Below are 11341 nucleotides of genomic sequence, written 5' to 3' on the forward strand. Positions count from 1 at the left end.
GGGGGGACCCTGTGGGAGAGTAGGACGCCGCCGAACAATCATTGTGGGAAAGCCCCGCACCTTCTGGTGCGGGGCTTTTCTGCGTTTACGGGCCGTACGGGCCCGCGGGGACCGTTCGGGCGCGTTCAGCCGTTTACCGGCACGCGGTTGCCGTCAACCTGAGCTGACTGCTCGTATGGTGGGCCGATGGGCTATGAGCTGGTCATCTTCGACAACGACGGCGTCCTCGTGGACAGCGAGCCGCTCGCCAACACGATCCTCTCCGAGTACCTGACGGAACTCGGGCACCCCACCACGTACGAGGACTCCCTGCGGGACTACATGGGGTCCGCCGTGCACCGGGTGCACGACCTCGTCCAGGAGCGGACCGGGCAGCGGCTGCCGGCGGACTTCGAGCGGGTCCTCAACGAGCGCGTCTTCGCCGCCTTCGAGCGCGAACTGCGGCCCGTCCCCGGAGTCGCCGACGTCCTCGGGGAGCTGTCCGCGACGGGCATGCCCTACTGCGTGGCCTCGTCCTCCAGCCACGAGCGGATCCGGGTCGGGCACCGGGCGTCCGGGTTGGACGAGTGGTTCGAGGAGGAGTGGATCTTCAGCGCGGAGGAGGTCGGGAAGGGCAAGCCGGCGCCGGACCTGTTCCTGCACGCCGCCGACATGATGGGCGTCCACCCCTCGCGGTGCGTGGTGGTCGAGGACAGCCCGCTCGGGGTGGAGGCCGCACGGGCCGCCGGGATGGACGTCCTCGGCTTCACCTCGATGCTGCCCGCCGACCGGCTCGCCGGGGCCACCGCCTGCTTCGGGGAGATGAAGGAGCTGTCCGCCCTGCTCGGACTGGGCGGTTGATTGGGTGTGTGATCTCTCTACCCACCGGTAGCCGCGGGGCCTACGCTGTGCCGCCATGACGGTTGACGTACGGCTTCGCCGTGGGCGTGGGGCGCTCGGGTTCAGCTTCTTCGTGCAGGGCGTCGCCTTCGCCCTGCTGGTGACGCGGATCCCGGCCATTCAGGACCGGTACGGGATATCCGACGGGCTGCTGCCCGTCTTCCTCGCGGCCGTGCCGGTCCTCGCCGGGGTCTCCAGCGTCGCGACCGAGCACCTGGTGAAGCGCGTCGCGCCCGGCGTGGTGCTGCGGTGGGCGCAGCCCGTCGTGCTGCTGGCCCTGCTGGGTGTGGGGGCCGGCAGCGGTATGGGGCAGGTCGCGGTGGCCCTGGGGGTGTTCGGGCTGGCGGTGGGGGCGCTGGACGCCTCGATGAACATGCTCGGGGTGAGCCTGCAGCGGGCGTACGGGCGCTCCATCATGCTGGGGTTCCACGCCTCGTACAGCCTCGGCGGGATCCTGGGGGCGTCGGCGGCCTGGGCGGGGGCGCACTGGCACCTGTCGCTGTTCTCGGGCTACCTGCCGGCCGTGGCGGTGCTGCTGCCGCTGGCGTTCGCGGGGAGCCGGTTCTACACGGGCGCGGCGGACGGGGGCGGGAAGGCGGAGCAGGGGTGGCCGGCGGGCGGGGGGAAGCTGCTGCTGCCGTTGTGCCTGGTGATGGCGTGCGCGTACATCGGGGACTCGACGGTGGCGAACTGGAGTGCCAAGTACCTCCAGGACGTGCTGGGGAGTTCGGAGCAGCTGGCGACCGTCCCCTACAACGTGTACATGGTGACGACGCTGGCCGGGCGGGCCGTCGGGGACCTGGGCGTGCGCCGGTTCGGCGCGGTGGCCGTGGTGCGGGCCGGGACGGTGGTGGCGGCGGCAGGGTTCGGGGTGGTGGCGGTCGCGCCGGGGGCCTGGGTGGGGATGCTGGGCTTCACGCTGCTGGGGATCGGGCTGTGCGTGATCGTGCCGCAGACCTTCGCGGCGGCCGGGCGGTTGTTCCCCGGTGCGTCGGACACGGCGGTGGCGCGGCTGAACATCTTCAACTACGTGGGTTTCCTGATCGGTTCGCCGCTGGTGGGCGGGATCGGGGACGCGTGGAACTACCGGGGCGCGATGGTCGTGCCGATGGTGCTGGTGTTGGTGACGTTGTTCCACGCCCGTTCCTTCGGCGCCGACGGGGCCCGATACGGTGTCGGGCATGAGCGGCGAGCCGGTGACCGGGCTGTTGATGTGGGACGAGGCGGTAACGGGGTATGACTTCGGACCGAGCCATCCGATGGACCCGGTGCGCCTGGCGCTGACCATGGGCCTGGTGCGTGCCTTCGGGCTGGACCGGGAGATGGAGGTGCGGGCGGCGCCGGCGGCCGGGGACTCGACGCTGAGGCTGGTGCACCGGGAGGACTACGTGGCCGCGGTGCGGGAGGTGTCGGCGGATCCCGGGCTGGCGGACGGTTCGTACGGGCTGGGGACCCTCGACGATCCTGCGTTCCACGGGATCCACGAGGCGTCGGCGCTGATCGCCGGGCAGTCGGTGGCGGCGGCGGAGGCCCTGTGGCGGGGGGAGGCCGAGCACGCGGTGAACTTCGCGGGCGGGCTGCACCACGCGATGCCGGGCGGGGCGGCCGGGTTCTGCGTGTACAACGACGCGGCGGTGGCGATCGCGCGGCTGCTGGAGCTGGGCGCGGAGCGGGTCGCGTACGTGGACGTGGACGTGCACCACGGGGACGGGGTGCAGGCGGCGTTCTGGGACGACCCCCGGGTGCTGACGGTGTCGCTGCACGAGCACCCGCGGACGCTGTTCCCGCAGACGGGCTGGCCGGAGGAGACGGGCGGTCCGGGGGCCGAGGGGAGCGCGGTGAACGTGGCGCTGCCGGCGGGGACCGGGGACGAGGGGTGGCTGCGGGCCTTCCACGCGACGGTGCCGGAGCTGCTGGCGGACTTCCGGCCGCAGGTGCTGGTGACGCAGCACGGGGCGGACACGCACTTCGAGGACCCCCTCGCCCACCTGGCGGTGTCGCTGGACGCGCAGCGGGCGGTGCAGGAGGCGTGCCACGCGCTGGCGCACGAGTACGCGGGCGGGCGGTGGCTGGCGCTGGGCGGCGGGGGGTACGCGGTGGTGGACGTCGTACCGCGGTCGTGGACGCACCTGGTGGGGATCGCGGCGCACCGGCCGGTGGATCCGGCGGCGATGGTGCCGCAGTCGTGGCGGGACGAGGCGTACGCGCGGACGCGGCAGGGCGGGCCTGCCCGGATGACGGACGGGCGGACTCCGGGTTGGCGGGAGTGGGAGGCCGGCTACGACCCGGCGGACCGTACGGATCAGGCCGTTCTGGCGACGCGGAGGGCGGTGTTCCCGCTGCGCGGGATGCTGGTGTGACGCAGGGTCAGCCGTTGGCGCGGTTACGCCAACTGTGGGGCGATTCGGCGGAATTGATGAACCGGCAGGTCCGGTGCGGCAGCATCGGAGGGTGTTGAGCACCGGCGCGTTGCGTGCGCATCTGCTGGCCGCCCGGTTGGCCGGGCCCGTCGCCACGACGCGGGAGGAGAGCCTGCGCAGCTACCGGCTGTTCGCGGCGGGGGACCCGCGGGTGTTGCTGGGGTTGGAGCCGGAGCGCCGGTGGGGTGTGGGTGAGCTGCTGGGGCTGATGGCGGCCAAGTGCGGGGTGTCGGCGGACCCGGCGCACGTCAGGGGGCCGGACGTGATCGATCCGGAGCGGACGGTGGCGGCGCTGGAGGCGTTCGCGGTGCGGCTGGGGGCGGCGGCGGGGGCGCGGTCGCCGGTGTTGTTCGGGACGGGGCACCCGCACCGGCTCCTGCCCTTCTACGCCGCTTTGGCCCGGGCGCTGTCGGCGGCGGGATGTGTTGTCCTCACTCCGGCGCAGGGGGTGCATGTCGACATGGCGACCCGGTTCGGCGTACGGCCGCACCGGATCGATTACGTACGGGGGGTCGCGCTGGTGCGGGAGTCCGGCGCGCGGGGCGCCGGGAGTGCCACCGGCGCACACTCCCATTCGCCGCTGCCGGTTCGGGTGGCGCTGGGCGCGCTGGCGGCGGCCGGCGGGCCGTTGCCGGAACTGGTGGTGGGTGATCACGGGTGGGTCTGCGGTGCAGGTCAGCTGGGTGTGGAGGCGATCGGGCTGGGCGATACGGATGATCCGGCGCTGTTCGTCGGGGAGGCCGAGGGGCGGGTGGTGGTGACCGTTCCGCTTGATGACGGGGTGCGCTCGGACTACTACGGTCCGCTCATCCGGCACGTGCTGCACCGGGCCGGCCTGTCGGGGCGTCAGGAGTGGCCGTAGCTCCTCTTCCCCACTCGTATCACCCGCCCCTACTCTGGGGAGTGAGCGTGCGACGACGAGGAGTAACCGGAGGGGAAGCCGGTGCCCGTCATGCGCGGAAGGTCAGGTGGGTGTCATGGCTGCTGGCGAGAGGCCTCTCAGTGAGGTTCAGTTCCTGACCGTGGCGGAGGTCGCCTCGGTGATGCGAGTGTCCAAGATGACCGTGTACCGGCTGGTGCACAACCGTCATCTGCCCGCGATCCGGGTGGGCCGGTCCTTCCGGGTCCCCGAGAACGCGGTCCACGAGTACCTCCAGGAGTCCTTCGTGGGGGTGGAGTCGGCCTGAGGTCCGGGCCTCCTGCCGAGGCTTGGTAACCCCTGCGGAGGGCTCGGATTACAAGCTCTGAGTTTGGGCGGGTAGGCTAGGCCGACGTAGGTCGTGTGGGCCCAGACGCCCCGCACCAGTGAAGAGAAGTGAGCGAGGGTAGTCGTGGGCTCTGTTATCAAGAAGCGGCGCAAGCGGATGGCCAAGAAGAAGCACCGCAAGCTGCTCAAGCGCACCCGCGTCCAGCGCCGTAACAAGAAGTAAACGGCAGCTGTACGTGTTCTCCGCAGCCCCTCCACCATCCTGGTGGAGGGGCTGCGGTGCAGCCGGGGGTACTTCTTCGAGGGAGGCGCTGAGCTCGTGGGGAAGGTCGTGCTCGTCACCGGGGCAGCCCGGCAGCTGGGGGGCCGCTTCGTGCGCCGCATCCAGCGCGACCCGGAGGTGGAGCGGGTCATCGCGGTCGACGCGGTGAACCCGCCGGACCGGCTCGGCTCGGCCGAGTTCGTGCGTACGGACATCAGACAGTCGGCCATCGCCCGGGTGCTCGCGGAGCACGCCGTGGACACGGTGGTCCACCTGGCGGTCACCGGGGGCGCCGCGGCGGGGGCGCCGGGCGGGCGCAGCACCGTCAAGGAGACGAACGTCATCGGGACGATGCAGCTCCTGGGGGCCTGCCAGAAGTCCCCGACGGTGCGGCGGCTCGTGGTGAAGTCGAGCACCAGCGTGTACGGGGGCACGGCGCGGGACCCGGCGGTCTTCACGGAGACCACGCAGCCGAAGACGCTGCCGGCGGGTGGCTTCGCGAAGGACGCCGCCGAGGTCGAGGGGTACGTACGGGGCTTCGCGCGGCGGCGGCCGGACGTGGCGGTGTGCGTGCTGCGCTTCGCGAACATCCTGGGGCCGTTCGCGGACTCCGCGCTGGCGGAGTACTTCTCGATGCCGGTGATGCCGACGGTGCTGGGGTACGACCCGCGGCTGCAGTTCGTCCACGAGGACGACGTGGTGGAGGTGCTGAGGCTGGCGGCGGGGGAGCCGGAGCGGGGGACGCTGAACAGCGGGACGTTCAACATCGCGGGTGACGGGGTGCTGCTGCTGTCGCAGTGCGCGCGGCGGCTGGGCCGGCCGACGGTGCCGTTCCTGCTGCCGGCGGTGACGTGGGTGGGGCAGGCGCTGCGGGCGGTGGGGGCGACGGACTTCTCGCCGGAGCAGATCCGGCTGCTGACGCACGGGCGGGTCGTGGAGACCACGCAGATGCGTCAGACGCTGGGGTTCCGGCCGATGTACACGACCGCCGAGACCTTCGCGGACTTCGCGCGGAGCCGGGGGAGCGGGCTGCTGCCGCCGGAGCGGGTGGCGCGGGCCGTGGGGCGGGTCGCGGAGCTGTTGGACGTCGACGAGGTCGACGAGGTTGCCCAGGTTGCCGAGGGAGTGGAGCGATAGTGGCCGACGCCAAGGTCATCCCGTTCGACGAGGACCGGCCGCGCCGGCGGGCCGGTGCGGGCCGGAAGGTGCGGGCGGTCCCGGACCGGCCGGAGCCGGTGGAGCCGGTGGAGCCGGTGGAGCCGGCCGTGGAGGCTCCGGTGCGGGCCGGCGGCGGGGGCGGCTGGGACCGGCGGATCGCGGGCGGGCTGGCGTTCCTGCGGCGGCGGATCACGGGCGAGTACGAGGTCGACGAGTTCGGCTACGACAAGGAGCTGACGGACCAGGTCCTGATGTCCTTGATGCGGCCGCTGTTCGAGAAGTACTTCCGGGTGGAGGTCCGGGGCGTCGAGAACATCCCGAAGGAGGGCGGCGCGCTGATCGTGGCGAACCACTCGGGGACGCTCCCGCTGGACGGCCTGATGCTCCAGGTGGCCGTCCACGACCACCACCCGGCGCAGCGGCACCTGCGGCTGCTGGCGGCGGACCTGGTGTTCATGCTGCCGGTGGTGAACGAGCTCGCGCGGAAGGCCGGGCACACGCTGGCGTGCGCGGAGGACGCGCAGCGGCTGCTGGAGGCCGGGGAGCTGGTCGGGGTGATGCCGGAGGGCTTCAAGGGCATAGGGAAGCCGTTCGGCGACCGGTACAAGCTCCAGCGGTTCGGGCGCGGCGGCTTCGTCTCGACGGCACTGCGGGCGGGCACGCCGATCGTGCCCTGCTCGATCGTGGGGGCGGAGGAGATCTACCCGATGATCGGCAACGCGAAGACGCTGGCGCGGCTGCTGGGGGTGCCGTACTTCCCGGTGACGCCGACGTTCCCCTGGCTGGGGCCGTTGGGGGCGGTGCCGTTGCCGACGAAGTGGACGATCCAGTTCGGGGAGCCGATCCCGACGGACGGGTACGCGCCGGAGGCGGCGGAGGACCCGATGCTGATGTTCAACCTGACGGATCAGGTGCGGGAGCAGATTCAGCACGCGCTGTACAAGATGCTGGTGCAGCGGAGGTCCGTCTTCTTCTGAGGGCGGGGCGGGTGTGGGGTGCCTGCGGCGCTGGTCCCCTACCCGCCCTTCGCCCGTTCCCCGGGGCTCCGCCCCGGACCCCGCGCCTCAAACGCCGACGGGGCTGGATGTCCGGGGGGCCGCCCCGGACCCCGCGCCTCAAACGCCGGCGGGGCTGGATGTTCGGGGCTCCGCCCCGGACCCCGCGCCGGAGCGCCCGGCGGGCTGGACGGCCAGCCTGCCGGGCGCTGTGCGTTGTTACTCGGCGTCCTCTGCCTGGATGCCCAGGCCCGGGAGGAGGCCCGGGAGGAGCGGGGGGAGGGTGATGTCCGGCTGGGGTTGCGCGGACGGGGCCGAGGGGGGCGGGGTGGACTGGCCCTGCGCCGGCGGGTTGAGCAGGTTGCCCGTGCCGCCGAGGAGGCCGCTGCCGGGAGCCGGGGGGTGGCTGCCGGAGGGGCTGGGGGCGGCCGGGGTCTGCGCCGCGGCGGGGGAGTCCGGTGCCGGTGCGGGCTGCTGCTTGCCCGTCGCCGGGGTGCTCGGCCTGGCGGGGCTGCCGCCGGGGCCGCTCCGCTGCTGCTCCGGGGGCTTGGGCAGCAGGCCCTGGAGCGGCGCCACCTCATCGTCTATGGCCTGGAAGACCGAGGTCACCTGGTCGCCCACGTCCATCAGCTGCGGCGGCAGGTTGGACCGGAGCCGCCCCCACGCGTCGCGGTGGGAGTTGGAGAACGAGGACAGCGTCTGGATCGGGCCCAGCGAGCCGTCCCGCTTGTAGGCCGCCTGGAGCAGCCGGTGGCCCTCGGCCGCGTCGTGCTGCATGCCTGCCAGGGCCCGCCGGATCTCGCCGAGGACCTCGTGGTCCAGGGGGCCGGAACGGCCGCGTTCCATCAGCCGGCGTGCTTCCGACAGGCGGTTCGAGGCCCGGTCGAGATAGACCTCGCCCCGGTCCGCGCCGTCGTCGGCCATGCCCAGCTTGAGGTCCTCCATGCCCAGCTTGACCGGGTAGAGGGGATCACCGGGCAGGGCGTCGGTGCTGGCAGCGGCCACTCCGCTGAAGGCCCCTGCGGCCACACCCACGGTGAGGCCCCCCGCTGCGATGCCCTTGGACCAGCGGGAGCGGGGCCGCAATTTCCGGAGCGAGGTCGCCCGGTGGGCGCCGCGGCCGGTCCGCTGCTCGGGCACCAGAGGGTCCTCGGCGGCACCGCCCCCGGCCCTCTCCTCCATCACCATGGCCTCCATGGCTGCTACGAGCTGTGCTCGTTGCACCACTTTGACCTCGGGGTCCAGCACCGGGCGCGGCATTTCGCCGAGCACGCTCGCCAGGGCCAACAACCGGTCGTGGTCGGCGGATTCGGCAGGTGCCTCGGACTGCTCGGCCGCCGGGTCCGGTTCCGAAAGAGCGGACGGGGTCCGATCCTCCAGGGCCTGGGCGAAGGCGTTCGCCCGCCGGTGCGGAGTCACGTTCGCGATCACTGGCGGCACCTCCTCTCGTCATGACGATCGACTCCCCAAGGTGTCCGGAAGGTTGCCTTCCTTGAGCACATCCACACTTTCGGGTGAGCGGCTTCGGGCAGGGCGTGTCCACAGGGAGCCTGCATTCCGCACAACGAGCGGCGCGGCACTTGGGTTACGGACGAAGGATGATCGGACCACAGCGTCATCGAGGGGTCACCGGTCGTGGGGTTGTGTAGTCGTATGCGGGAGCGGGCCGGTCAGCGGGCGTCGTCCGGCAGCAGGCGGGCCAGGGTGCGGACCGCCCGGTACTGGAGCGTCTTGATGGCCCCTTCGTTCTTGCCCATCACCCGGGCGGTCTCGGCGACCGAGAGGCCCTGGAGGAAGCGCAAGGTGACGCACTCCTGCTGCTGGGGGTTCAGTTTCCGCACGGCTTCGAGCAGGGCCGCGTTGGAGAGGGACTCCAGGACGGAGTCCTCGGGGCTGCGCTCCACCTCGTTGGCGTCGAGCATCTCGCCGGTGGTGACCTCCAGCCGGAAGCGGCTGGACTTGAAGTGGTCGGCCACCAGGTTCCGCGCGATGGTCACCAGCCAGGCGCCGAAGTCGCGGCCCTGCCAGGTGAAGGTGGAGATGCGGCGCAGCGCGCGCAGGAAGGTCTCGCTGGTGAGATCCTCCGCGGTCGCCTTGCCGCCGACGCGGTAGTAGATGTAGCGGTACACCGTGTCGCTGTACTGGTCGTAGAGGCGGCCGAAGGCCTCCGCCTCGCCGGCCTGGGCGCGTTCGACCAGGTCCATCATGCGGGCCTGGTCGCTGTCCGCCGTGGGGCGGCGGGCGGCGGCCGTGCTGGTGCCGCCGGCGGCGGAGCCCGCGCGACCGCGTCTGCCCACGGTCGCCCCGCCGTCCGTCAGGGCGTAGCAGGGGCCGGCCGGGCCGAGGCCGGCAGGGACCGCGGCGGCGAAGGCGGGGACGGCGTACGCGGTGGGGACGAAGCCGCGCAGGTGGTCGAGGACCGTCGCGCGCAGCGTAGCCAGGCCCGAGGCGTCAACCCCGACAGGTGGGTACACGGGACTCCCAGAGGCAGAGCTTCCATCACGTGCAGTGCGGGACCGTTCACCCGTCGTGGGGACGGATGGGCGGTGGCATGCGTTTGAGGAGAATAACGCTTCGTACAGGCAGCGCTACACCCAGTTGCCTAAATCACCGGTTCCGACACTTCTGTTGCGTGTCCAGGGCATATTCAGGCCTGGTTGGTGATCGATTCCTGATCGCTTGGATGCGCGGAATGGACGCTTCCACGGTGGCTCGCGACCGAGTCGGGCAGGCCGGAGTGCCGCGCCGACGGCGCGGGTAGAGGGGAGCGAATGGCCGCCGGGCGGCCCGTGGGCGGGCGGGGGCCCGGCGTTGCTACTTGCGGCGCCGGTGCAGGGCGATGGCGGCGGCCGCGCCGCCCGCGATCGCGCCGACTCCGGCGGCGGCCGGGACGCCGACCTTCACGGCCTTGCGGCCGGTCCGATAGTCGCGCAGCCGCCAGTCGTTGGCCCGGGCATGCTTGCGCAGTTTTGTGTCGGGATTGATCGCGTACGGATGTCCGACCAGGGACAGCATCGGGATGTCGTTGTGCGAATCGCTGTACGCGGCGCAGCGGTCGAGGTCGAGGTCCTCGGCGGCGGCCAGCGCGCGCACCGCCTCCGCCTTCGCGGGGCCGTGCAGCGGCTCGCCGACCAGGCGGCCGGTGTAGACCCCGTCCACGGACTCGGCGACGGTGCCCAGGGCGCCGGTCAGGCCGAGCCGGCGGGCGATGATCGTGGCCGTCTCGACGGGGGCCGCGGTGACCAGCCACACCTTCTGGCCGGCGTCGAGGTGGGCCTGGGCCAGGGCGCGGGTGCCCGGCCAGATCCGCTCCGCCATGTACTCGTCGTAGATCTCCTCGCCGATGGCCATGAGCTCGGAGACCTTGTGGCCCTTGACGATGGACAGGGCGCTGTCGCGGGCGTCCTGCATGTGCTCGGGGTCCTCGACGCCGGCGAGCCGGAACCAGGCCTGCTGCCAGGCGAAGCGGGCCAGTTCGCGGCGGCGGAAGAACTCGCGCTTGTAGAGGCCGCGGCCGAAGTGGAAGATCGCGGCGCCCTGCATGACGGTGTTGTCGAGGTCGAAGAAGGCGGCGGCGAGGTCGTCGCCGTGGACCGGGAACTCCGGCTCGGCGGGCTCGGTCCCGGCGTCCTCGGGCTCCGCGGCCGCGACTGTGGCCTCGGTGTCGGGGACCTCCCCGGGCGCGGGTGCAGGCGCGGTCTCCGGTGCGCCGGCCGCCTCGGGGGCGTGTGGTGCACCGGCCTGCGCGGTCTTGCGGGCGGCCTCGGCCGAGGCCTCGCCTGCCAGCACGCTCCGCGCCGTCGCGGAGCGCCTACGGGGGGTGAGCCATCCCAGAGCGGCCATGACGCGAGCATAGCCATTGTGTTCGGGAGTTCCCGAACCGCCGGGAAACGGAGCGGTTAACTCTTCGGGCATGCCGGACAGGCGCGGGACAATGGCGGCATGAGCCCTTTGCTGCGCCGTAAGGAAAAGAAGCGTCCCGCAGAGCGGATGGTGACGCTCATCGGGAAGCCCGGGTGCCATCTCTGCGACGACGCCCAGGAAGTGATCGAGAAGGTGTGCGCCGAGACGGGCGCACAGTGGGAGAAGAAGGACATCTCGCAGGACGAGGAGCTCTACCGGCTGCACTGGGAGCAGATCCCGGTGGTGCTGGTCGACGGTGAACAGCACACCTTCTGGAGGGTGAACCCTGACCGGCTGCGTCGGGCGTTGGGAAACTGACCCTTTCGCCCGTTACCATCATGGGCGATTTATGGGGACTCGGGGGCGTATCGATGAGGAGTGTGTACCGTTTTGCCCCCCTCGGGATTTGAACGGGTTCGGCCCGTTCCCGGCCCGGGCCCCATCTGCCCAGCCCGCGTGACCCCGGTCACTTTGCTCGGACAAAGCGGACACAATCTTTGTGCACGCGTTCACAAAG

Annotated in this window: 12 protein-coding genes; 9 read left to right on the forward strand and 3 right to left on the reverse strand. The window is 72.0% G+C overall.

Annotation, left to right across the window (positions count from 1 at the left end):
- Positions 1-186: 186 nt before the first annotated feature.
- From AC07A6_RS32705 to AC07A6_RS32740, 8 genes are all read left to right on the forward strand, one after another.
- Positions 187-840 carry an HAD family hydrolase gene (locus tag AC07A6_RS32705; RefSeq protein ID WP_362474528.1) on the forward strand — a complete coding sequence of 218 codons (654 nt, stop codon included), beginning with the start codon at positions 187-189 and terminating at the stop codon, positions 838-840.
- A 55-nt stretch (positions 841-895) separates the two neighbouring features.
- The gene (locus tag AC07A6_RS32710; RefSeq protein WP_478779539.1) at positions 896-2119 is read left to right on the forward strand and encodes an MFS transporter; all 1224 of its coding nucleotides are present in this window, start codon (positions 896-898) and stop codon (positions 2117-2119) included.
- The gene (locus AC07A6_RS32715; protein ID WP_362474543.1) at positions 2091-3239 is read left to right on the forward strand and encodes an acetoin utilization protein AcuC; all 1149 of its coding nucleotides are present in this window, start codon (positions 2091-2093) and stop codon (positions 3237-3239) included. The genes AC07A6_RS32710 and AC07A6_RS32715 overlap by 29 nt, the downstream gene beginning before the upstream one ends.
- A gap of 91 nt (positions 3240-3330) precedes the next feature.
- Positions 3331-4161 carry a phosphatase gene (locus tag AC07A6_RS32720; RefSeq protein WP_362474534.1) on the forward strand — a complete coding sequence of 277 codons (831 nt, stop codon included), beginning with the start codon at positions 3331-3333 and terminating at the stop codon, positions 4159-4161.
- A 115-nt stretch (positions 4162-4276) separates the two neighbouring features.
- Positions 4277-4486, forward strand: coding sequence for a helix-turn-helix domain-containing protein (locus AC07A6_RS32725; RefSeq protein ID WP_042803574.1), 210 nt, complete (start codon positions 4277-4279; stop codon positions 4484-4486).
- A gap of 144 nt (positions 4487-4630) precedes the next feature.
- Entirely contained in the window at positions 4631-4729 is a 99-nt protein-coding gene (locus AC07A6_RS32730; protein WP_003948845.1) for a 30S ribosomal protein bS22, read from the forward strand.
- A gap of 96 nt (positions 4730-4825) precedes the next feature.
- A complete protein-coding gene (locus AC07A6_RS32735; RefSeq protein ID WP_478779540.1) occupies positions 4826-5905 on the forward strand; it encodes an NAD-dependent epimerase/dehydratase family protein in 1080 nt (359 codons plus the stop codon).
- Complete coding sequence (locus tag AC07A6_RS32740; RefSeq protein ID WP_478779541.1) at positions 5905-6903, forward strand: lysophospholipid acyltransferase family protein; 999 nt, start codon at positions 5905-5907, stop codon at positions 6901-6903. The genes AC07A6_RS32735 and AC07A6_RS32740 overlap by 1 nt, the downstream gene beginning before the upstream one ends.
- A gap of 237 nt (positions 6904-7140) precedes the next feature.
- Here the strand turns inward: AC07A6_RS32740 and AC07A6_RS32745 are convergent, their stop codons facing one another.
- From AC07A6_RS32745 to AC07A6_RS32755, 3 genes are all read right to left on the reverse strand, one after another.
- Positions 7141-8352, reverse strand: a complete 1212-nt coding sequence (locus AC07A6_RS32745) for a DUF5667 domain-containing protein (protein WP_362467866.1) — start codon at positions 8350-8352, stop codon at positions 7141-7143.
- A 239-nt stretch (positions 8353-8591) separates the two neighbouring features.
- On the reverse strand, positions 8592-9395 hold the full coding sequence (locus AC07A6_RS32750) for an ECF subfamily RNA polymerase sigma factor, BldN family (protein ID WP_362467868.1): 804 nt from the start codon (positions 9393-9395) through the stop codon (positions 8592-8594).
- Positions 9396-9735: 340 nt separating this feature from the next.
- Positions 9736-10764, reverse strand: coding sequence for an HAD family hydrolase (locus AC07A6_RS32755; RefSeq protein ID WP_478779542.1), 1029 nt, complete (start codon positions 10762-10764; stop codon positions 9736-9738).
- A 99-nt stretch (positions 10765-10863) separates the two neighbouring features.
- Here AC07A6_RS32755 and AC07A6_RS32760 point away from each other — a divergent pair, with 99 nt between their 5' ends.
- Positions 10864-11142: a glutaredoxin family protein gene (locus AC07A6_RS32760; protein WP_362467872.1), complete on the forward strand. Its 279-nt coding sequence runs from the start codon at positions 10864-10866 to the stop codon at positions 11140-11142.
- The last annotated feature ends 199 nt before the right edge of the window (positions 11143-11341 follow it).

Source organism: Streptomyces sp. NPDC044002, from assembly GCF_056434525.1.

Excerpts from the sequence above, each read along its gene's own strand:
- AC07A6_RS32710 (WP_478779539.1), top strand. The coding sequence starts at position 896 with ATGACGGTTGACGTACGGCTTCGCCGTGGGCGTGGGGCGCTCGGGTTC.
- AC07A6_RS32755 (WP_478779542.1), bottom strand. The coding sequence starts at position 10,764 with ATGGCCGCTCTGGGATGGCTCACCCCCCGTAGGCGCTCCGCGACGGCG.
- AC07A6_RS32715 (WP_362474543.1), top strand. The coding sequence starts at position 2,091 with ATGTGGGACGAGGCGGTAACGGGGTATGACTTCGGACCGAGCCATCCG.
- AC07A6_RS32705 (WP_362474528.1), top strand. The coding sequence starts at position 187 with ATGGGCTATGAGCTGGTCATCTTCGACAACGACGGCGTCCTCGTGGAC.
- AC07A6_RS32760 (WP_362467872.1), top strand. The coding sequence starts at position 10,864 with ATGAGCCCTTTGCTGCGCCGTAAGGAAAAGAAGCGTCCCGCAGAGCGG.
- AC07A6_RS32725 (WP_042803574.1), top strand. The coding sequence starts at position 4,277 with ATGGCTGCTGGCGAGAGGCCTCTCAGTGAGGTTCAGTTCCTGACCGTG.